The sequence below is a fragment of the Homoserinimonas sp. genome, assembly GCF_056262345.1.
In genome coordinates this window covers 1-20,018 of sequence record NZ_JBACFR010000306.1, presented here as the reverse complement: position 1 = coordinate 20,018, position 20,018 = coordinate 1, and the positions used below count along the sequence as shown (strand labels likewise).

The window sequence follows — 20,018 nt, the reverse complement described above, 5'->3', positions numbered from 1 at the left end:
GGCCAGGATGCCCGGCGCGCGTGGTCAGCTGAGGCTCGCGTAGACCCCCAACAGGGCTGTTGCCGTTGCTGCCCAGGTGTGGCCAAGGGCGTGGTCGCGCGCGCCGTCGCCCAGAGTGGCACGAAGTTTGCCATCTTCAAGCAGGCGCACGATCGCCTGCGCCCAGACCGCAGGGCTGCGGCTGTCGAGCAGAATTCCGGAGCGCCCTTCTGCCACCGAATCAGTGAGACCGGTACTGCGATATCCGATCACCGGGGTTCCGCTCGCGGCCGATTCGAGGGCCACGATGCCAAAAGTCTCGGAGTGAGAGGGGATGAGCGTTGCCGTTGCCGTCGTCAGCAAATCTGCCACAGCATCCCGATCTAGCGAGCCGGCAAAGCGGATGTGCTCGGCAACGCCGAGTTCGTCGGCCAGCGAGCGCAATGACGCGAGGTAATCGGCCTCGCCGGGGGTGGCATCGCCTGCGATTACGAGAAGGGGAACCCGTTCGCGTAGTTCGCCTGCCGCCGCGAGCGCCCTAATGGCGAGCTCCTGGTCCTTGAGCGGCTGCACTCTTCCGACGACCGCGAGGACGGGCCGGCCCTCCTCGAGGTCGTGCCGCACACGGGCGCGGTCAACGGCCCCGGCCCTCGTCGGGGAGAAATGCTCGGTGTCGACTCCCGGCGGGATCACCCAGACACGCTCCGCCGGCGCCCGCAGATCGTCGATCAGGCTCGACACCTCGGCGGATGACCCTGCCACAACGGCGCCCGCTTGCCCCGCAAGATAGGCCTCAGCGCCGAGCCGCGCCCGAGGCTCGAGTGCTTGGCCCGGCCCTGCGTGCCGGTTCTTTAGCGCGGCTAGGGTGTGAAACGACTGCACGAACGGCACCCGCAACTCGAGGGCGACCGGCAGGGTCGCGACCCCGCTCAGCCAATAGTGGGAATGGATGATGTCGTAGCGCGGCGAATCCCGCCCCGCCAGTCGGGCAACGGCCTCCCCGAACTCATCGGCGAGCAGGCGCAGCTCTCCTTTTGCCACCGTTCGCGGCGGGCCGGCGGGGATGGCGTGCATGCTCACCCCCGGTTCGATCAGGGTGACTGAGGGCGGCCCCTCAGCCCGAGTGAGAAGCTCGACTTCGATGCCTCGCGCCGCAAGCTCATGGGCGGTGCCCATGAGAGAAACGTTGAGACCGCCAGAATCCCCGGTGCCGGGCTGCTGCGCCGGTGGGGTGTGCATGGACACGAGCGCGACCCGCGTGATCTTGCTCGTCATGCTGTCATGGTATTCGCTCTGGCTGTCGTGGCGCCGGGAGCGAAGGTCCGTTACTGAGGTCGCCTGGTATTAATGGCTCATGACGGCACAGCAGGGCGCATGGCAGACCGCGTGCGTTCGCCTCGTTGACTATGGCCGACGGCATCCGGCAGCGAGGCGGTTCGCGATAAGCCCGTGTGTTGCACGGCCGGGATACTGGCTCGCCAGCGCCGTCGGCTTCGTGTGGGCTGCAGCGATGAGCAGGGGGCGAATCCATCGGCGACGCGGCGTGCTTGTTGCGACGGGCTGCCCCCGCTGGTCGTTTGGTCGTGGCGGCACAACGATCGGTGCCGTTTATCTCACGCGGGATGCCACCTCCGACGGGGTGCTCGATCACGAGGCCGTGCATCGCCGCCAGTGGCGCACGTACGGGCTCGCCTTCATCCCGCTCTATTTCGCCGCAGGTCTCGATGCCCACTCCAATCGGTTCGAGATCGAGGCCGGTCTCGAGCGCGGTGGCTATCGGTGAGGGTTCCCGCCAGCGGCCGGCGCATCACGCCTTGATAACAGAGCACACGGCCGCCGAATAGTGCAGCGGGTCTGCAGTATTCTCGTGACGGGGTCTTTGTGTTCCCCGCCGCCTGAGCGCCGTCGGGGGCTCCACTCTGGAGGATCATGAAGATTCGCATCGTCGTAGCAGCAGCTGCCCTGGTTGCGTTTGCTGTTTCTGGCTGCTCAAGCCCCGAGTCGAATGCCTCTCAGCCCTCGACTCCGCCGCCGTCGACCCCGACCACAACGGTCGAGCCTTCGCAGACTCCCGAGGAGCCAGCGCCGCTCACCTGCGACACTCTCGTGACCCAGTCGACGCTCGATGAATTCGATAGCGTCGGGCTCATCCCCGCCGAGGACTACGAGTCCGATCTGCGGTCAGAAGCGAGCGTGGAGGCCAAGTTCTTCGATTACGGCGGCCTCTCCTGCCGCTGGTTTCTTCCCAACAGCGACTGGTGGGTCACCTTCGGCTACTCCCCCATCAACGCCGAGCAGGCGGCACTCGTGCAGGCCGAGTTGCAGGCAGCTGGATTCGTGAGTTCGCCCGCTGGCACCGACCTGGTGTTCAGCCTCGGCGCGCCTGACGAAACCCGCACCCACAACGAGACCTACCTCTTTGAGGACGGCGCCTGGTTCCACTCGCAGGAGCTCGCCGGAATCGACGAGATCCGCGGCGTCATCGCCAAGCGCCCTTAGTACCTCACCAGACGGACGGGTGCCGGCGGTGCCATTGCAGCTTGCGCTCAAGCTGCGCGCCAATGGCTAGCAGCGTGGCCTCACCGCCCGGCCGCCCGATCAGTTGAATTCCCATGGGCAGACCGTCATCGGTCTGGTGCACAGGGAGGGTGATCGCGGGCAGCCCGCTCACATTCACGAACGACGTGAACGGGGTGTACTGCACTTGCTGTTCAAAGTTTCGCTCCCCGTCCTCCGCGTCGTACCAGCCGACGGGCCGCGGGGTGAGCGCCAGCGACGGGGTGACCACAGCATCGACATGGGCGAACTGGCGGATCACTGAGCGCTCGAACGCGGTCAGCCCCGAGAGAGCATCGGCGAGGCGTCGCGCGCTGAGTTCGCGGCCCCGCGCCACTAGCCACTGGGTGAGCGGTTCGAGCAGAGACAGCGCGTCGCCCTCCGCGGGGATTCCGGATGCTCCCGCCTGCCAGATTGTGCGAAAGTCGCGCGCGTAATCGGGTGAGGGCTCGAGCGATAGCTCCTCGATGCCGTGTCCGAGCGCCGCAAGCTCGGCGACACCATGGTTGAGTGCCGCCATCGCCTCGGGGTCGATCGTTATGTCGTAGGCGTCGTCCCAGGGCGAGGTGGTCATGACCGCGAGGCTGAAGCGCCCCTCCCCGCGCATTGCCGCCCCGAGGAGCGGCCCTTCGTTCCACCTCGGCGCACGAAGAGTGTAGGGAAAGTCCGTCGTGCCGATCATGGCGTCGAGGAGCATCGCGGCATCCGACACAGTGCGAGCCAGCGGTCCCGAGACGGCCAGCCCGCCGAGTGAGGCAATCCCTGAGCCCGCCGGAACAAGACCCCTCGTGGGTTTGAGCCCGACAAGCCCGGTTGCCGCTGCGGGGATGCGAATCGACCCCCCGCCGTCCGAGCCCGGTGCGAACGGAAGCAGTCCGGCGGCGACAGCTACTGCGGCACCGCCGCTCGAACCGCCAGCACCGAGAGTGGTGTCCCAGGGGGTGCGGGCGGGCGGCGCCACCCGTGATTCGGTGTATGCCGGCAGCCCAAACTCGGGTGTGTTGGTCTTGCCCAGGCTTACGGCGCCCGCTGCATCGAGCGCCTCGGGGAGTTCATCGCTTTTCTCCGGTACGAAGTCGGCCATGAGACGCGAGCCATAGGTCGTGCGAATACCGGCTCGCATCGTGAGGTCCTTGTCACCGAAGGGCAGCCCCCAGAGCGCGGCGCTGCGAGGCACGCTCCGTTCGACCTCTGCGGCGCGCTCCAGCGCACGCTCGGGTGTGACGGTGACAAACGCACCGAGCCCAGAGTCGAGCCTGTCGATGCGATCGAGGTAGTGAGTGGCCAGCTCCGTCGGGGTGATGTCCCCCCTCTGCAGCCATTGCCATTGCTCTTGCGCGGTGAGGTGATGAAGTTCAAACACACACTGAGCCTAGGGGTTGACGAGGATCACGTTATGTGGTTCATTAGTTGAGTAACTAACCGACCAACACGAAGGAACTCCATGGACGAGGGACGCCCGATCTTCGTGCAACTCGCCGAACAGATCGAGAACGACATTCTCAGCGGCGCCCTGCCCGAAGAGAGCCAAGTGCCGTCGACCAATGAATTCGCGAGCTTCTACCGCATCAACCCCGCAACTGCAGGAAAAGGCGTCAACCTCCTCGTTGATGCCGGAATCCTCTACAAGAAGAGAGGCATTGGAATGTTCGTCGCAGAAGGCTCCCGCGGGCGCATTGTCGCCCAGCGCCGCGACCAGTTTGAGTCGCAGTATGTGCGCCCCCTCATCGCAGAAGCGGCCAAGCTCGACATTCCTCGCGAGCAGCTCGCGGAAATGATCCGCACCGCATCACCAGCATCCGCCACCGCAGCCCAAGGAGAAACGGCATGAACAACGTCATCGACGTGCGCCACCTCACGAAACAGTTCGGCAACGTTCGCGCCGTCGACGACGTGAGCTTTACCGTCGAAGAGAACCGCATCTACGGCCTACTCGGTCGTAATGGCGCTGGCAAGACGACCCTCATGAACCTGCTCACAGGGCAGGACTTCGCGACCACCGGCGACATTAGAGTCTTCGGCGCGACCCCCGTGGAGAATGCCAGCGTGCTTCAGCACGTCTGCTTCATCAAAGAGAGCCAGAAGTACCCCGACGACTTTCTCGTGAAGCATGTGTTGCGGAGCGCGCCGTGGTTTTTTGAGAACTGGGATGCCGACTATGCGGAGCAGCTCATCGAAGACTTCAGAGTCCCCGTCAAACGACGCATCAAGAAGCTCTCACGCGGGCAGCTCTCGGCCGTGGGCGTAATCGTGGGCCTAGCCTCCCGCGCACCGCTCACCTTCTTCGATGAGCCCTACCTTGGGCTCGACGCGGTGGCCCGCCAGATCTTCTACGACCGCCTCCTTGAGGACTACGCGGAGCGACCTCGCACCGTCATCCTCTCGACCCATCTGATCGATGAGGTGAGCAACCTGCTCGAGCACGTGATTGTGATCGACCAGGGGCGCATCGTGCTGGATCAGGATGCCGAGACGCTGCGCGAATCCGCGACGGTCGTCGTGGGCACCCGCGCGAGCGTTGACAGCTTCGTGGCCGACCGTGAGGTGCTGCACCGAGAAGGCGTAGGAGGGCTCGCTTCTGTCACGGTCGGACCCCTCAGCCCCGCCGATCGCAAGGTCGCCCATGACGCCGGCCTTGAGCTGTCGCCCGTCTCGCTGCAACAGCTCGTCATCCGCAAGACCAACACCTCGACACAGGAATTCGAGAAGAGCGCATGAGCACAGTGACCACACCCCAGAAATCGGCATCGGCCGAAGCCCGCAGGATTATCAACGTCACCAAGCTTCATTTCACCAATGCGTTCCCCTTGATGGCGCTCCCGCTGCTGATCCTCGGGTTCATCTTCTTGGTGAACTACGTGATCTGGCTGCTCGTCTTCACCTCGGTCGGAGCATCCGATGCCGCAGATGTCAGCGAGGGAATGCAGTTCAGCGGGGCGTCGCTGTTCATCTTCGTTTACATGCTTGTGGTCGCAGTCCAGGCTGTGAACCTCACGTTTCCCTTCGCCCTCGGCTACGGCGTTACGCGCCGAGACTTCTATCTCGGCAGCTCCGTCGCCTTCATTCTGTTGAGCGTCTACTACGCAGCGATCATGGCGATTCTCGCGACGATCGAACGGGCAACGAACGGGTGGGGCCTCGGCGGTCACATGTTCGACGTCGTGTACTTTGGCGCCGACGACATCGGCACGCGATTCGTGTTGTACCTGTTCGTCTTCTTGTTCTTCTTCTTTATCGGTGCCGCGACGGCGTCGGTCTACGTGAGATGGAAGTCAAACGGAATGATCGCGTTCTTCGCCGTGCTCACTCTCATCGTGCTCGGCGCGATTGTGCTGATCACGCAGACCCAGAGCTGGCCGGCCGTCGGTGAGTGGTTCATCACCAATGGATCCCTCGGAGTAGCAGCGTGGAGCCTGCTCCTCACGGCGGCAGCGGCCGTTGCAGGATTCTTCCTGATGCGCAGGGCCACTCCCAAGGCCTAGCGTGTGATCCCGCCAGGGCGGTCGCGTCGTGAGAAACCACGGCGCGGCCGCCCTGGTGGTGCGATGCTGACTATTCCAAGCGCAGGCGCAGTTCGCGCAGCATCCGCTCGAAAAGCGCCGGGGCCGTCTCGATGACGCGGGCACCCGTGAACCGGCCCCGTTCACGCTGGCTGCGAGAGATATCGAGCAGAACGAACTCCACATTCGAGCCGGAGTCGTCGGCGACCACCCGGTATTCGGCCCGAGACCATCCGCGCTGCACCACCACAAGGCATGCGCGAGAGTCCGCGTAATAGGCAGCGCGAGAACCGAGGCCAGCGACGAGCCGCTCATCGAGAAGCTCGAACACGGGGCGGGGCTTCGCGAGGATATGAGCTCGGGCCGACGCGACGACCCTGTGGGGAGTCGGCCTGGCGCGGGGTGCCTCCTCCACGACTACTTGAGCGACTTTTGCATGAGAATCGTGCCGAGCCAGCGACCGAACTTAAACCCGACCCGCCCCATCCGCCCGATTTCGGTGAACCCGAACTTCTCGTGCAGCCTGATCGAGCCCTCGGCACCGCGATCGGCGATGACCGCCACAATCTCTTTGATTCCGGCCGCCTTAGAGCGAACGATGAGCTCGTCCATGAGCGCGTAACCAAGGCCTTTGCCCGTTGCGGCCGGCCCCAGATAGATCGAGTTCTCCACGGTGAATCGATAGGCGGCCTTCTCCTTCCAGGGATACACATAGGCAAACCCGAGAATCTCGCCGGAGGGGCTTTGGGCAACAATGAACGGAAAACCCAGTTTTTGGATGTGCGCGAACTTGGACCGCAGTTCGCGCAACGCCATCGGCTTCTCGTCGAACGTGACGGTGGAATTGGCGACGTAGTGGTTATAGATCGCGCGAATCGACGGAAGATCTTCTGCGGTCGCGGCGCGCACGGAATAGGCGAACTGCTCAGGCTCCGGGGCCTTAGGCCTCAAGTGCACTGGCAGCTTGCGCCGCACCTGGTATTCCTCTTCGAGCATTGCGTCACGTCCTCGCCCGCGTCGTCATTCGATGTTCCAATCGATGGGATCGGCACCCTGCGTCGATAAGAGCTTATTCGTCCGGCTAAAGGGACGAGAGCCGAAGAAGCCTCGCGACGCAGAAAGCGGGCTCGGATGCGCGGAGGAGACGATGGGGGTCGCCCCGAGAAGCGGCTCAAGTGAGCGCGCCTGGGCACCCCAGAGCACGGCGACCAGGGGTGACCCGCGACCTGCAAGCGCGCTGATGGCGGCATCCGTGACCTGTTCCCAGCCTCGCCCCCTGTGCGACCCCGACTCCCCCGGCCGCACCGTGAGAACCCTGTTGAGCAGCATGACGCCCTGTTTGCTCCAGCTCGTGAGGTCTCCGTGGGCAGGCGGCGTAACCCCCACATCGTCGGCCAGCTCGCGGTAGATGTTGTTCAGGCTTCTCGGCAGCGGACGCACGTGGCGCTCGACGGCAAACGACAGCCCGATGGGATGACCCGGCGTCGGATACGGATCTTGGCCCACGACGAGCACCCGAACATCGGCGAAAGGATGCTCGAACGCGCGAAAGACGTCAGCCTGCGCCGGCAGATACTGCTCCTCCCCCGCAAGAAACTCCCCCAGCGACGTGATCGTCTCGGCGACAGGGGAAAGCGCGGCCGCCCAACCGGCGTCCATCCGCTCAGGCGGCCACGCGATCATGCTGTGACGGGAGGAAGCACCGACCAGGGAAAGTTGATCCACCGGTCGGTCGTCTTCCACACATAATCGGGCTCCTGCACCGTGCCGGGCTTGCTGTAGAGGCACACCGAGCGCACATCCGCTCCGTTATCTCGCAGCATCGCGAGCACAAGGGCGAGGGTGCGGCCCGAGTCGGAGACATCGTCGACGAGCAGCACCTTCTTACCGGCGAGGGCGGCGTGATCGAGCATGGGCGGCAGCACCACGGGCTCGGCCAGCCGAGTGCCGACACCCGTGTAGAACTCAACGTTGAGAGCGCCGCAGCTCTTGGCGCCGAGGGCGTAGGCGATCGATCCGGCAAGGAGCATTCCCCCGCGGGCGATCGCGACAACAACATCGGGCATGAACCCGCTTGCGGCCACCGAGGTAGCCAGCTCACGCGACGCCTCCCCGAATACCGGCCAGGTCAGGTTCTCGCGTTCGTCGTTCATGTGCACCCATCACTCAGAAGGGGGAATATCCCCGGCACCATTTCACCACTACGCTCACCCCATGCGGAAATTGCTGGGGTCACGCGCCGGTTCGGTCACGGCATCGCTCATCGGGTTTCTCTTCTTTGTCGAGTTCGTCAGCGGCATCCTGCAGGGCTTCTATGTGCCCCTGATCCCCGACTTGGTGGACTACCTCGGCATCCGCGACGCTGACTTCAACATCTTCGAAGGCAGCCAGTTGCTGCTCTCGGCCCTCGTCGTGCCCATCCTCGCCAAGCTCGGCGACATGTATGGGCACAAGCGAATCCTGCTGATCTCGACCGTGCTCACGGCCGGCGCGACGTGGTGGTTGGCTTTCGCAGGGGACTTCACGTCGTTCCTGATCGCCTGGACGCTGCAGGGCTTTTACGTGGTCTGGCTGCCGCTCGAGATCGCGCTCATCTTCGATAAGGGGCGCAGAACGGGCCATGCAGCATCGGCAACCCGTAAGGCTGCCGCGCTTCTCATCGTCGGGCTCGAGGCGGGAGCCATCGCGGGCGCGCTCGGAGGCGCCGCCGTCTTCGGCGCGTTCGGTGGCGAAGCGATGCTGCAGCAGTCCATGGTCCCCACGATGATGGTGCCGGCAATCGCCGTGACCCTGGTCTTCTTCGTCATCCTCTTTGGGGTGCCAGAATCTGAGCCGCTGCCGAACCGCACCCTCGACTGGGTGGGCTTTTCGCTGCTCACGATGGGGCTCCTGCTCATCACCTCGGGCCTCACCTTCCTCAAGTTCAACGGACCGCAGCTCTGGGTGTTCGCGATAATGCTGCTCGGGGTGCTCGTGTTCGTGCCGTTCACCAAGTTCGAGCTGAGGCACAAGGACCCCGCGATCGACCTGCGGGTGCTGGCCCAGCCCAACATGTGGCCCGTTCAGCTGACGGCGTTCCTCATCGGCATCAGCATTCTCGGCGCGCAGGCACCTCTCTCGACGTATGCGGGCACGGATCCCGGAGAGGTCGGCTACGGACTCGGCCTCACCTCGGGGAGCATCTCGATTCTGATCGGTCTCTACCTGATCTCGATGATCGTGGGCGCGCTACTCTTCCCCCTCATTTCGCGGGTCTTCACGCCCCGGACGGCGCTCATCATCGCCGCATTCTTCGTGGCGGCCGGATATCTGCTCTTCATCCCCTTCCATCTCGAGGCATGGCAGGTGTTCACCAATATGGCCATAGCGGGGCTCGGAAGCGGTGTTCTCATGGGGGCGATGCCGGCCGCCGCCGCAGTCGCCGCCCCTCGCGGCCAGACGGGCGTCGCTTCGGCTCTCACCAACACCACCAAGACCATCGGCGGCTCGTTCGCGTCGTCGATCTTTGCCATCGTGCTCACGATCGGTGCCGTGCAGGTGGCCGGTTCGACAGCGAGCAGCCTGTTCGGCTACATGATGGTCTGGACGATCTGCGGCGTCGGCGCACTCATCGCGGCCGCTCTGCTATTTATGGTGCCCAAGCTGTCGTTCGCGGATGCTTCGGATGCTTCGGATGCTTCGGAGCTGGACGCCGCCGCTGCTGCCCTCGCTGCGGCAGCCCCGACGGCGCTGCTCCCAGATGCCCGGCTCAGCGACGGCGAGAACTCTTAGTTCCTAGGAGTCAGAGGTTCACGCACAACCTTGTGCTGGGCCGCCTGCGCCACGGGGCGGACTACAACGAGGTCGAGGTTGATGTGCCCGGGCAGGCCAAGCGTCTGGGCAATGACCGTGGCGATGTCCTCGGCGACCAGCGGATGCTCGACCCCCTCATAGACGGAGTTTGCTCGTTGGTGATCGCCGCCAACGCGGTTGAGGGTGAACTCGTCGGTGCGCACCATTCCCGGGGCAATCTCGAGCACCCGAATCGGCTCGCCCGCAAGCTCGAGGCGCAGCGCACCGATGACGCCGTGAACCGCGAATTTGGCGGCGTTATAGCCTCCGCCGCCCTCGTACGAGACGAGTCCCGCCGTTGAACTGACGGTAAGGATGTCCGCGTGGGCGACATCGCCGTCCGCGGCTTCTGCAGCGCCCTCGCGCAACAGCGGGAGCAGAGCACTCGTCACGCGCTGCACCGCAAGCACGTTGATGTCGAACATGCGCGCCCAGTCGTCCACCGAACTGGCTTCTACCGAGTCGGTGCCGAATGCACCCCCGGCGTTATTCACGAGGGCGTGAAGGGGGCCGCGGGCAGCAAGATGACTCCGGAGTGCCTGCACGTCAGAGTCGGAGGTGAGGTCGGCGACAACAACATCGACCCCCGTCTCTTCTGCGAGAGCCGCCAGCCGGTCTGCCCTTCTGGCTACCCCGGTGACATCCCATCCCTCGGCGAGCAGCGCTCGCACTGTCGCTGCCCCGATTCCGGAGCTGGCACCCGTAACTACGACCCGTCGCTTGTTCACAGGTCAAAGGTACCGTTGCTTACTAGGGTGCTTTTCACGAGGAGGTCTGAGTGTCTACCCGTTCCATCGCGGCCGGCGGGCGGCCTCGCGTGCGAGTGCCCCTGTGGGACAACGCGCGATTCATTGCCGTGACCCTCGTGGTGGTAGGCCACGGCATTCAGCGGCAGATGGCCGAGAGCGATGTCGCCCTCGTGATCTATCTGGCGATCTATACGTTTCATATGCCGGCGTTCGCCATCATCAGCGGGTACTTCTCCAAGGCGTCGCCCCCCGGCGAGCGCCAGATGACCAAGGTCATCACCGACATCCTGTTGCCGTACTTCATCATGGAGACCATCTGGACGGTGGTGAAGCTCCTTCAGGGCACAGGAGAGGTCAACCCGACGACGCCGTCATGGACGCTATGGTTTTTGCTCGCCCTGGGCATTTTCCGGCTGATTCTGCCCTACCTCGCGCTGCTCAAATGGCCGCTTCTTCTGGCGATCGCGGTCTCGGTTGGCGTCGGGTACTTTGCCAATGTCGATAACACCCTGTCTCTCTCCCGGGCATTCGGCATCCTGCCGTTTTTCGTGCTGGGGTGGCGGCTGCGGGAGTGGGGGCTCGTCGACCGCTGGCGGTTTGCCACAACCTCACTCTGGTGGGCGCGTTCGGCGGCGATCGCTCTGTTTACCGCCCTCATCACCGTCTTGGCCGTGTATGCCGACCTATGGCGGGAGATCGATCTGCGGTTCTGGTTGTTCTACGACGAGTCATACTCCGACCTGGGCGGGCAGTGGTGGTCCGGGTTCGTGCGCCTCGCTCTCATCGCCCTGGCTGTGCTGTTCTCCGCTGCGTTCTTCGTTCTTGTGCCGCGCAGCGCCACGGCCATCACCAAGCTCGGACAGGGCACGATGTACGTGTATCTGCTCCATAGCTTTGTTCTCTATCCGCTGCGAGAATCCACATTTCTGCGCGATCACTCAAGCGTTCCCTGGATAATCGCCACGATTGTCGGCTGTGTCCTGCTGAGTGTCGTGCTGGCCTCGAAGCCGGTGCGCCGCGTTTTTCGACCGCTTGTCGAGCCTCGCCCGACCTGGTTGTTCCGATCACCTCCGAGCCACCTTTCGGGCGAGTCGCGCATCGACCCCACAGGGTCACGACGCGACGGGGTGCAGCGCCATCGACCGGACTAGCCGAGCACGTTACCGACTGTGTCGCACCGCGTTGACCCTGGTATACCCCACTCCGTAAGCTCGGCCACGACGCGCACAACGGTCTTACGACGCGCCACCACAGACTAAGGAGCAACACCATGAGCGACGCCTGGAAGTTTGAGACGAAGCAGATCCACTCGGGCGCCGCGCCCGACCCCGTAACCAACGCGCGAGCAACGCCGCTCTACCGCACTACGGCCTACGTTTTTAACAACGCCGACCACGCGGCGAACCTGTTCGCGCTCTCGGAGTTCGGCAACATCTACACCCGCATCCAGAACCCGACTCAGGATGTTTTCGAGCAGCGCATCGCCGCGCTCGAGGGCGGCACCGCAGCCCTGGCCGTTGCCTCAGGGCAGTCGGCGACGACCCTTGCGGTTCTCAACATCGCCCAGGCCGGCGACCACATCGTTTCGTCGTCGTCCATCTATGGCGGCACATACAACCTGTTCAAGTACACGCTGGCGAAGCTCGGCATCGAGACCACCTTCGTCGAGAACCAGGACGACCCGAACGAGTGGGCTGCGGCCGTTCGCCCGAACACCAAGCTGTTCTTTGCCGAGACGATTGGCAACCCCAAGATCAACATCCTCGACATCGCTTCGGTGTCGTCGGTCGCGCACGAGAATGGCCTGCCGCTCATCGTGGACAACACGATTGCAACCCCCTACCTGATCCGCCCGTTCGAGCACGGAGCCGACATCGTCGTGCACTCTGCAACCAAGTTCCTCGGCGGCCACGGCACGGTAATCGGCGGCGTCATCGTGGATGGTGGCCGCTTCGAGTGGTCCAAGAACGTGGACAAGTTCCCCGAACTCACCGAGCCGGACCCCAGCTACCACGGCGCTAGCTACACGGCCGCGGTGGGCGACCCCATCGCCTACATCATCAAGGCACGCGTTCAGTTGCTGCGCGACCTCGGCCCCGCCATCTCCCCGGATAACGCGTTCGCGCTGATTCAGGGCATCGAGACCCTCAGCCTGCGCATCGAGCGCCACGTGCAGAACGCCCAGGATGTCGCCGAATGGCTCGACAACCACCCGGATGTCGACACCGTCTACTACGCCGGCCTGCCGACGAGCCCGTGGTACGGCCAGGCGAACAAGTACGCTCCGCGCGGCGTCGGCGCCGTGTTGTCGTTCGAACTCAAGGGCGGCGTCGACGCCGGCCGTGAGTTCGTCAACAGCCTGTCGCTGTTCAGCCACGTCGCGAACATCGGAGACGTGCGCAGGCTCGTCATCCACCCCGCATCGACCACCCACTCACAGCTCACGCCCGAGCAGCAGCTCACGACCGGGGTCACCCCCGGCCTGGTTCGCCTCTCGGTCGGCCTCGAGAACATCGATGACATCAAGGCGGATCTCGCCTCAGGCCTCACCGCCGCCCGCAAGGTGGCCGACGCGGCACGCCGCGCCTAGGCACACCACCGCCGGCACGGCATTACGACCAAGAAGGGCACCCGCGTAACAGGAGCGCGGGTGCCCTTCGTTTTCGGCAATACTGGGCAGTGATATGGACTGGCAGACACCCGAAGACAGCGTTCCCTCGAGCTTCGTCACAGCGGCGAACAACAAGGCTCTCCTCGGCAAGCCTCCGGCCAGTGGAGCCTGGCGCGAGGGCGACCCGGCCGGGCATCGCCAGTTTGCCAACCTCGGACCCCTCCCTCTTGAGCGCGGGCGACACATTCCCCACGTGCGTATGGCCTACGAGACCTGGGGCGAGCTCAACGACGACGCCAGCAACGCCATCCTCATCCTCCACGCGCTGACCGGCGACAGCCACCTGCTCGGCGCCGCCGGCGTTGGGCACGCAACGGCCGGCTGGTGGTCGGGCATTGTGGGGCCGGGCAAGTACATCGACACCGATCGGTGGTTCGTGGTCGCGCCGAACATGTTGGGCGGATGCCAGGGCACGACAGGCCCGGCGTCGCACACGACAGAGGGCATCGAATGGGGCGCCCGCTTCCCCTACATCACCATCCGCGATCAGGTAAACGCCCAAGTACTGCTGAGCGACTCCCTCGGCATTTCTCGCTGGGCGGCCGTAGTCGGCGGTTCCATGGGCGGCATGCACTCCCTCGAGTGGTCGATCGGGCACCCCGAGCGCCTTGAGCGAGTTGCGGTGCTCGCCGCGCCCGCGCTGAGCAGTGCAGATCAGATCGCGCTCAACTCTGTGCAGATCGAGGCGATCCGCATGGACGATGCCTTCGCCGGGGGCGACTACTACGACGCCGCTGACGGCGACGGCCCGTATCGAGGGCTTGCGCTGGCCCGCCGCATGGCACTTCTCAACTACCGCTCCCCCGACGAGCTGAACGCACGGTTCCAGCGAAGCTGGCAGAGCGACATCAGCCCGCTCGGGGACGAGGGCCGATTCGCCGTCGAGAGTTACCTCGATTTTCACGGCAATAAGTTCACCCGTCGGTTCGACGCGAACTCGTACGTCACCCTGGTCGAGGCAATGAACTCGCACGACGTTGGCCGCGATCGGGGCGGAATCGATGCAGCCCTCGACCGCGCGACGGCCAAAGCGCTGGTGCTCGGCATCGACAGCGACCGGCTCTTCCCGGTGCCAGACCAACAGATCATTGCGCGAGGGCTCAGCGGCAATATCGACGGCGACGAGGCCGTGGTGATCACGTCGAGCTTTGGGCACGACGGGTTTCTCATCGAGGATGACCTCGTCGGTCCCCAGCTCCTGCGGTTGCTCTCGTCGTGACCGAAAGCACGCCGATGAGCGTCGAATCCCGCAGCTCTGCCCAGATTCGGGTGGCTGTTGTCGACGACCATCGGATCGTGCTTGACGGCGTTACCGCCCACATCCGGTTTCGTCACCCCGATATCGAGGTCGCCATCACGGAGACCACCTGGGTCGGCCTGCTCGCGCATCCGCTCTTTCCTGTCGACGTGGTCGTTCTCGATCTCGGGCTCGGCGACGACCTGCCCGTCGAGACCAAACTGCGGATTCTCGCGACGGTCGGCGTCAAGACCGTCGTGATGAGCCGCCACGCCGACGCGTTCTCCGTGCAATCGGCCATGCGTGCCGGGGCTCTCGCCTTCGTCCCCAAATCAGACGATGCTGGCGAACTCGTTCGCGCCATCCGGGCCGCCGCCGCCGGGCATAGGTACCGCGGCCACTCGGTGGCGCTCACCGAGATCGATGCCGTCAGCGGTTCGACCCCGGGTCTCGGTCGACAGGAGCTCCGGGCGATCATGCTCTACTCCACCGGCCGCTCCGTCAAAGAGGTTGCCGCCGAAATGGAGACGACCGATGAGACGGTCAAGTCTTATCTCAAGCGCGCCCGGCGCAAGTACCGCGCGGTCGGAATCGACCTCGGCACGAGGGTCTTGCTGCGTCGCCACGCCGCGCGCGAAGGCTGGATCGGGCCGGAATAGCGCGGCTCACCGGCCTGATTGCACCCGGATGGGGGCCACCGTATGTGACGATTACACCGTGGATGCGCTGGGTCGGGAACGTGATCGCCTCCTTCAGCGATCCGCGCGCATGGTCGGAACAGCCAGCACCCTCGTCTCATTTCTGTGTTTTCTGGTTCCCGGGCTCGTCGAAACCGACATCCTGTTCGCCGTTGTACCGCTGTTCATCGTGCTACTCGCCGTGCACCTGCTCATCGGCAACTCCCGGTCTCTCCCTCTCGTGTGCGCTGGTCTCGTGGCGGGGCTCGCCATTCTGGCGGTCGTGCAGATCCCCGGCAGCGCCGAACCGAATGCCACCCTGCTCAACGCCATGTCGCCGCTCGCGGCGGGCGGGCTCTCGTCGTTCACGATGGTGCTCCTCGAGGGCCGATGGCGCCACACGGTGCTCGCGGTCGCCTACATCCTCTCCCTCGGTCTCATGGTGTCTGCGGCACCGACGGGCGACCTCGCCGCGCGCGTGGCCATCCTCGTCACATTCGGCTGGGCCCTCTCCACGGTGTTCGCCTACTGGCTCAACGCGAGCGTTCCCCGTGCTGCCCGCCGCATCCGCAGCATCGGTCGCGCACATATGGCCGAGCGCCGCGCGAGCGAAACAGAAGCCCAACGACGCCAGGGAGCCAGGTTGCTCCACGACACCGTGCTCGCGACGCTGACCCTGCTTGCCCACTCCGGTGTTGGTGTCTCGGCGGACTCCATGCGGCAGCAAGCAGCGGATGACGCCAGGCTGCTCCGCCAGCTCCGCCTCGGGGTGACGGTCAACCCGTCGAGCTCCGGAAACTACAACCTTGAGCCCGTGGCCGAGACTCCCCTGGGCACGACGCTCGAATCGGTGAAGCAGCGGTTTGGGCGCATGGGGCTCGAGGTTGCGTGGCACGGCACAGGCCATGTGCTGCTGCCGAGCGATGTACTCGACGCCTTCTTGCTCGCCCTCTCGGAGTGCCTGGAGAATGTGCGCAGGCATGCCGGCGTGAGCAACGCGCACGTGACCATCACGGAGGACGAGACCACCGTGCGGGCAATGGTCACCGACCAAGGAATTGGCTTTGTGCTCGACGAGGTCGATGAGCAGAGTCTCGGATACAAAGAATCAATCGTCGGCCGGCTCAAAGAGGTCGGCGGCAATGCGCGTCTCTTTTCGGCGCCGGGGGCTGGCACGACCGTCGTGCTGGAGGTTCCTCGCACATGACCTATCCCGACCTCGGAGAGAACACTCTCGGGGTGATCTTCGGCAAACGCCGAGGACTCCCCGGAGACGTGCCCACAGTGCGCACGCTCCGTCAAGCAAAAGAGATGGGCTCGAGCCTGGGAACCGGCTTTCTCGGCGTTGGCGCTGGCGTCATCGCCGCCCTGCAGATGGTCTACGGGCTCACCCTGCTCGTGTGGAATTGGGATGCCTACCCCGACACCCTCCCCGTGGCTCTTGCCTGGCTCCTGCTGTTGCTGTGTCTCGGCGGGGTCGCGATCTCCATCGCGACCCGCGGAGAGAGCATGCCGAACTGGCTCTTTGCCATCGTGCTCGCCACCGTCTTCGGAGTCATCGCCCTCGACTTTGTCGCCATCTGGCCGCTTGAGAACATCGCAGGGTACGGCACCGCGTCGCTCTGCGCCTCGGCCGGGCTGCTCATCTCGGTTACCCTCCGCCGCTCATGGGAAGTTCTGCTCGCAGCGGCGGGAGTTGCCGTCGTGCTCGCCTGGGGCATCCTCGTCAACGGGCCGGTGACCACGACCACACTGCCCAGCCAACTCGGCTTTCTCGCTCTCGCGGTGTTCCCCACCGTCGCGGGCATCTACATCGTTCGCCGGTTTCGCAGGCTTGTGCAGACCGAACTCGACAGGGTTCTCGTGCAGAGCACCGTCTCGGCGCCGCGCTTCGCCGTCGGGATGCTCGCCTCAGAAGAGCTCGCCCGGCTCGACCTCGCGGCCGAGGAACTCCTTGACTCTGTAGCAACGGGACGGCTCTCGCTCCCCCTCGATTCGCGGATGGCATCGAGGGCGGCCTCGCTCGCGACGGAACTGCGCCTGCATCTCATCGAGGGACGACGCGAAACCTGGCTCTATCACGCCGTAACCGAGTCGGAGACGCTCGGGCGATCGGTCACGCTCAGTGACCGCAGCAGCCTCGCGGGCCTGCTGGGACGCCGGCAGCGCGACGGTTTGCTCTCCGCGGTCTGGTTGCTCGTAAGCGACCGCGCAACCCGCCCGGCGACGGTCGAGATCACCATTGGGCCGGCCTCTGCAGCCGATCGGCCTCGCACCGACGGCACGATTTCGGTGCCCATTGTGATCACCACCACCGGCATCCCCCGCAATCGCGTGGACCCCTCGACGTGGGAAGCTATCGGAAAGGTCGGCAGATATACCGACTCGACCTATGACTCAAGCCTGCGTGTCGAGATCAACTGTCTCGTAGACAACCCAGCTGACCATTAGCATTCAAGGCGTAGAGAGAACTAAAGGGGAAACAGTGTCAACTGCTCAGCCGCTCCGACTGGCGATCGTCGATGATCACAAAATGCTTCTGGGGGCCCTCACAGAGTGGGTGCGCTCTGCAGCACCAGATATCAACCTCGTCGCCGCTGTTTCTAGCTGGCCCGAGCTGCTGACGCATCCGCAGTTTCCCGTCGATGTTGTGCTGCTCGACCTCGACCTCAAAGACAACCTGCCGATCTCTCTCAAGATCTCCACGCTCCGCACCGCGGGCGTGAAGACCGTGCTCATGAGCACATACTCCGAGCCGAATGTTGTTCGCGAGGCCCTCGCGGCTGGCGCCCTCGGCTATCTCGTCAAGAGCGAAGACGCCTCGATGATCGTCGAGGCCATCCGCGCGGCGTCCAACAACGAGTCGTTCATCTCGGCGGAACTCGACCTTGCCATCAACGCGACAGAGGTCGGCGGTGCCCCCAAGCTCAGCGCCCAGGAACGCCGCGTCATGGCACTCTATGGGGGTGGCGAGCCCGTTAAGGCCGTTGCCTACCAGCTCGGAATCTCTGAGGAGACGGCCAAGTCGTACCTCAAGCGCATTCGCGAGAAGTACCGCATCGCGGGGATCGACGTTGGCACCAAGGTTGCCCTTCGTAAGCGCGCCATCTCTGACGGCATCCTGCTGCGCAGCGACGGCCCGCGCGAGTTCTAGCTTCTGCGCTGCCTCGGAGTTTTCACCATCGCGGTGATCGCCCAGGCCAGTAGCACGAACAGCAGCACATTGCGCAGCGTGAGCACCGCCACCATGAAGACCTCAAGGTCGAGCAGGTAGCCGTAGAGGTACGGGTACACAAAGTGGGTGAGGCCCGCGATCGCCAGTGCGATAGCCGCGGGCACGCGAAACGCTCGTGCGGATGCTGCGCCGACGAGCCCGAAAATGATGGGCACCGCGAGCCATGCGATGAACTGGGGCGAGCCGACCTTATTCACGGCGATGAAGGCCACGACGAACGCGAGCATCAGAGGCGGAAGCAGGGCCTCCGGCCTCGCCCCCCTGCCCTGTAGCCATACGGCGAGAAGCACAATCGACGCCACGGCAACGGCAAGGATCGCGGTCATGATCTGGGCCACGACATCCGCCCCCGGTCCGAACACCTGATAGGTCAGCAGGTCGTCGTCGTAATAGAGCCCGGCTTCTTGCGCTCCCAGCGCGCCAGCCCACAGCCAGGGCGCGCTCACGGGCGCTTCAATCTGGAGTCCGCGATCTGTCTGCTGCGTGATGAAGCTGAGCAGAACCTCGCCTCCGCCCAGGAGGATCGTGGCGACAACGATGAGGGCCGTGACTACTGCGCCACCCGCGACGACCGACCACCGAGAGCGACTCGCGACCACGATCGCGGCGATTACGGCCGCGGGCCACACCTTGATCCAGGTTGCGACGGCGAGCAGAACCCCCGTCATGAAGGGTCGCTTGGCCAAGAGACACAGAGCGATTATGGCAATGGGCACGGTTATGGAGTCGATGCGCCCAACCGCGATGGGGCCGAGCAACAGCAAGAACGCTGTCCACCACCAACCGACGCGCAAGGCTCGCGAACGGTGCGCCGGAGAGCCAGCGCCGAGAAGGACGGCAAGCGCTGCACAGTTGAGCAGCACAACCAGTACTAGCCACGCGACGATATACCCCTGCGCGCCGCCGACAAAGGCAATAGTCATCGGCAGGAGCGCGAGAACGGGATAGACCCACGGCTCGTCAAAGCCCACCCACGACCCCCCGCCGGCACCCTGCTCAATCCACCACTGATACAGGTACACGTCGCCGAGCGGGTGCCCGTCGCCTGTGAGGGCGAGCCACGAGATCGTCACATTGACGGCAAGAAAGGCCACCCACAGCCAAATAACGCCGGTCGTCGAGATGGTGCGCGTCACGCGAGAAGCTCCGCGACCGTGGGCGAAATCGCAGCGACGAGTTGTCGCACCGTGAACGGCCCACCCTGTGATGCCCGCTCCCCCGATCGCGAATGGATGATCACTGCGGCGGCGGCGAGCTCAGCCAGTTTCCACTCCCCCGTCGCTGCGATGTCGGCGGCGTGAGTTGCCACGAGGGCGCCCAGGATGCCCGCGAGCACGTCCCCGGGGCCCGCGGTTGCAAGCCACGGGGTTGCGGTCGGGCAGCGGATGACAGCGCCGGCCGGGGTGACGACGACGCTGCGGGATCCTTTGAGAAGACCCACCGCAGAGGCGAGCTCGGCTCCCCTGATAGCGCTTGAGACAGGGTCGGCGGCCACCGACGCCCTGCTCACGCCCAGCAGGGCTGCGAGCTCCCCGTGGTGAGGGGTCATGACGATGGGGCCAACCGGCACGCCGGCGAGTGAG

At 64.7% G+C, this 20,018-nt stretch carries 22 protein-coding genes; 13 read left to right on the top strand and 9 right to left on the bottom strand.

Annotation, left to right across the window (positions count from 1 at the left end; genetic code table 11):
* Positions 1-24: 24 nt before the first annotated feature.
* On the bottom strand, positions 25-1,254 hold the full coding sequence (locus AC062T_RS13930; protein WP_476031012.1) for a glycosyltransferase: 1,230 nt from the start codon (positions 1,252-1,254) through the stop codon (positions 25-27).
* A gap of 79 nt (positions 1,255-1,333) precedes the next feature.
* Here AC062T_RS13930 and AC062T_RS13925 point away from each other — a divergent pair, with 79 nt between their 5' ends.
* A complete protein-coding gene (locus AC062T_RS13925; RefSeq protein WP_476031010.1) occupies positions 1,334-1,762 on the top strand; it encodes a hypothetical protein in 429 nt (142 codons plus the stop codon).
* A 146-nt stretch (positions 1,763-1,908) separates the two neighbouring features.
* Positions 1,909-2,478: a hypothetical protein gene (locus AC062T_RS13920; protein ID WP_476031008.1), complete on the top strand. Its 570-nt coding sequence runs from the start codon at positions 1,909-1,911 to the stop codon at positions 2,476-2,478.
* Positions 2,479-2,482: 4 nt separating this feature from the next.
* Here AC062T_RS13920 and AC062T_RS13915 read toward each other — a convergent pair whose 3' ends face one another.
* Positions 2,483-3,898, bottom strand: coding sequence for an amidase (locus AC062T_RS13915; RefSeq protein WP_476031006.1), 1,416 nt, complete (start codon positions 3,896-3,898; stop codon positions 2,483-2,485).
* Positions 3,899-3,979: 81 nt separating this feature from the next.
* Here AC062T_RS13915 and AC062T_RS13910 point away from each other — a divergent pair, with 81 nt between their 5' ends.
* Genes AC062T_RS13910 through AC062T_RS13900 form a run of 3 tightly spaced genes read left to right on the top strand, consistent with a single transcriptional unit; the run spans position 3,980 to position 6,017 of the window.
* On the top strand, positions 3,980-4,366 hold the full coding sequence (locus AC062T_RS13910) for a GntR family transcriptional regulator (protein WP_476031004.1): 387 nt from the start codon (positions 3,980-3,982) through the stop codon (positions 4,364-4,366).
* A complete protein-coding gene (locus tag AC062T_RS13905) occupies positions 4,363-5,253 on the top strand; it encodes an ABC transporter ATP-binding protein (protein ID WP_476031002.1) in 891 nt (296 codons plus the stop codon). The genes AC062T_RS13910 and AC062T_RS13905 overlap by 4 nt, the downstream gene beginning before the upstream one ends.
* Entirely contained in the window at positions 5,250-6,017 is a 768-nt protein-coding gene (locus AC062T_RS13900) for an ABC transporter permease (RefSeq protein WP_476031000.1), read from the top strand. Before AC062T_RS13905 ends, AC062T_RS13900 begins: the two co-directional genes overlap by 4 nt.
* A gap of 70 nt (positions 6,018-6,087) precedes the next feature.
* Here the strand turns inward: AC062T_RS13900 and AC062T_RS13895 are convergent, their stop codons facing one another.
* The 4 genes from AC062T_RS13895 to AC062T_RS13880 form a co-directional block, all read right to left on the bottom strand.
* Positions 6,088-6,366, bottom strand: a complete 279-nt coding sequence (locus tag AC062T_RS13895; RefSeq protein WP_476030998.1) for a hypothetical protein — start codon at positions 6,364-6,366, stop codon at positions 6,088-6,090.
* Between the two features lie 86 nt (positions 6,367-6,452).
* On the bottom strand, positions 6,453-7,031 hold the full coding sequence (locus AC062T_RS13890; protein ID WP_476030996.1) for an N-acetyltransferase family protein: 579 nt from the start codon (positions 7,029-7,031) through the stop codon (positions 6,453-6,455).
* A gap of 24 nt (positions 7,032-7,055) precedes the next feature.
* Positions 7,056-7,718, bottom strand: coding sequence for a uracil-DNA glycosylase (locus tag AC062T_RS13885; protein ID WP_476030994.1), 663 nt, complete (start codon positions 7,716-7,718; stop codon positions 7,056-7,058).
* Complete coding sequence (locus AC062T_RS13880) at positions 7,715-8,188, bottom strand: phosphoribosyltransferase (protein ID WP_108515667.1); 474 nt, start codon at positions 8,186-8,188, stop codon at positions 7,715-7,717. Before AC062T_RS13880 ends, AC062T_RS13885 begins: the two co-directional genes overlap by 4 nt.
* 61 nt (positions 8,189-8,249) lie before the next feature.
* Here AC062T_RS13880 and AC062T_RS13875 point away from each other — a divergent pair, with 61 nt between their 5' ends.
* Positions 8,250-9,806: an MFS transporter gene (locus tag AC062T_RS13875; protein ID WP_476030993.1), complete on the top strand. Its 1,557-nt coding sequence runs from the start codon at positions 8,250-8,252 to the stop codon at positions 9,804-9,806.
* On the opposite strand, the gene AC062T_RS13870 is transcribed toward AC062T_RS13875, so the two are convergent.
* Positions 9,803-10,594 carry an SDR family oxidoreductase gene (locus AC062T_RS13870; RefSeq protein WP_476030991.1) on the bottom strand — a complete coding sequence of 264 codons (792 nt, stop codon included), beginning with the start codon at positions 10,592-10,594 and terminating at the stop codon, positions 9,803-9,805. The genes AC062T_RS13875 and AC062T_RS13870 overlap by 4 nt on opposite strands.
* Before the next feature lie 50 nt (positions 10,595-10,644).
* Here AC062T_RS13870 and AC062T_RS13865 point away from each other — a divergent pair, with 50 nt between their 5' ends.
* The 7 genes from AC062T_RS13865 to AC062T_RS13835 all read left to right on the top strand — a co-directional run bounded on the left by AC062T_RS13865 (position 10,645) and on the right by AC062T_RS13835 (position 18,354).
* The gene (locus AC062T_RS13865; RefSeq protein ID WP_476030989.1) at positions 10,645-11,766 is read left to right on the top strand and encodes an acyltransferase family protein; all 1,122 of its coding nucleotides are present in this window, start codon (positions 10,645-10,647) and stop codon (positions 11,764-11,766) included.
* Positions 11,767-11,885: 119 nt separating this feature from the next.
* A complete protein-coding gene (locus tag AC062T_RS13860) occupies positions 11,886-13,205 on the top strand; it encodes a bifunctional o-acetylhomoserine/o-acetylserine sulfhydrylase (protein ID WP_476030987.1) in 1,320 nt (439 codons plus the stop codon).
* Positions 13,206-13,299: 94 nt separating this feature from the next.
* Entirely contained in the window at positions 13,300-14,505 is a 1,206-nt protein-coding gene (metX, locus tag AC062T_RS13855) for a homoserine O-acetyltransferase MetX (protein ID WP_476030985.1), read from the top strand.
* Positions 14,506-14,519: 14 nt separating this feature from the next.
* A complete protein-coding gene (locus AC062T_RS13850; protein WP_476030983.1) occupies positions 14,520-15,182 on the top strand; it encodes a response regulator transcription factor in 663 nt (220 codons plus the stop codon).
* 58 nt (positions 15,183-15,240) lie between these two features.
* A complete protein-coding gene (locus AC062T_RS13845) occupies positions 15,241-16,407 on the top strand; it encodes a sensor histidine kinase (RefSeq protein ID WP_476030981.1) in 1,167 nt (388 codons plus the stop codon).
* The gene (locus AC062T_RS13840) at positions 16,404-17,651 is read left to right on the top strand and encodes a hypothetical protein (protein ID WP_476030979.1); all 1,248 of its coding nucleotides are present in this window, start codon (positions 16,404-16,406) and stop codon (positions 17,649-17,651) included. The genes AC062T_RS13845 and AC062T_RS13840 overlap by 4 nt, the downstream gene beginning before the upstream one ends.
* A 34-nt stretch (positions 17,652-17,685) precedes the next feature.
* A complete protein-coding gene (locus AC062T_RS13835; RefSeq protein ID WP_476030977.1) occupies positions 17,686-18,354 on the top strand; it encodes a response regulator in 669 nt (222 codons plus the stop codon).
* On the opposite strand, the gene AC062T_RS13830 is transcribed toward AC062T_RS13835, so the two are convergent.
* Both AC062T_RS13830 and AC062T_RS13825 read right to left on the bottom strand, forming a co-directional pair.
* Positions 18,351-19,571 carry a glycosyltransferase 87 family protein gene (locus AC062T_RS13830; RefSeq protein ID WP_476030975.1) on the bottom strand — a complete coding sequence of 407 codons (1,221 nt, stop codon included), beginning with the start codon at positions 19,569-19,571 and terminating at the stop codon, positions 18,351-18,353. The two genes, AC062T_RS13835 and AC062T_RS13830, sit on opposite strands and share 4 nt — an antisense overlap.
* Positions 19,568-20,018, bottom strand: a 451-nt coding sequence (locus tag AC062T_RS13825; RefSeq protein ID WP_476030973.1) for an ADP-dependent NAD(P)H-hydrate dehydratase, incomplete at its 5' end; no start/stop codon positions are given. The genes AC062T_RS13830 and AC062T_RS13825, both read right to left, overlap by 4 nt.

Bases quoted from the DNA above. Each gene is read 5' to 3' on its own strand.
- AC062T_RS13930 (WP_476031012.1), bottom strand. From the start codon at position 1,254: ATGACGAGCAAGATCACGCGGGTCGCGCTCGTGTCCATGCACACCCCA.
- AC062T_RS13910 (WP_476031004.1), top strand. From the start codon at position 3,980: ATGGACGAGGGACGCCCGATCTTCGTGCAACTCGCCGAACAGATCGAG.
- metX (WP_476030985.1), top strand. From the start codon at position 13,300: ATGGACTGGCAGACACCCGAAGACAGCGTTCCCTCGAGCTTCGTCACA.
- AC062T_RS13880 (WP_108515667.1), bottom strand. From the start codon at position 8,188: ATGAACGACGAACGCGAGAACCTGACCTGGCCGGTATTCGGGGAGGCG.
- AC062T_RS13875 (WP_476030993.1), top strand. From the start codon at position 8,250: ATGCGGAAATTGCTGGGGTCACGCGCCGGTTCGGTCACGGCATCGCTC.
- AC062T_RS13900 (WP_476031000.1), top strand. From the start codon at position 5,250: ATGAGCACAGTGACCACACCCCAGAAATCGGCATCGGCCGAAGCCCGC.
- AC062T_RS13850 (WP_476030983.1), top strand. From the start codon at position 14,520: ATGAGCGTCGAATCCCGCAGCTCTGCCCAGATTCGGGTGGCTGTTGTC.
- AC062T_RS13840 (WP_476030979.1), top strand. From the start codon at position 16,404: ATGACCTATCCCGACCTCGGAGAGAACACTCTCGGGGTGATCTTCGGC.
- AC062T_RS13860 (WP_476030987.1), top strand. From the start codon at position 11,886: ATGAGCGACGCCTGGAAGTTTGAGACGAAGCAGATCCACTCGGGCGCC.
- AC062T_RS13925 (WP_476031010.1), top strand. From the start codon at position 1,334: ATGACGGCACAGCAGGGCGCATGGCAGACCGCGTGCGTTCGCCTCGTT.
- AC062T_RS13905 (WP_476031002.1), top strand. From the start codon at position 4,363: ATGAACAACGTCATCGACGTGCGCCACCTCACGAAACAGTTCGGCAAC.
- AC062T_RS13920 (WP_476031008.1), top strand. From the start codon at position 1,909: ATGAAGATTCGCATCGTCGTAGCAGCAGCTGCCCTGGTTGCGTTTGCT.
- AC062T_RS13890 (WP_476030996.1), bottom strand. From the start codon at position 7,031: ATGCTCGAAGAGGAATACCAGGTGCGGCGCAAGCTGCCAGTGCACTTG.
- AC062T_RS13885 (WP_476030994.1), bottom strand. From the start codon at position 7,718: ATGATCGCGTGGCCGCCTGAGCGGATGGACGCCGGTTGGGCGGCCGCG.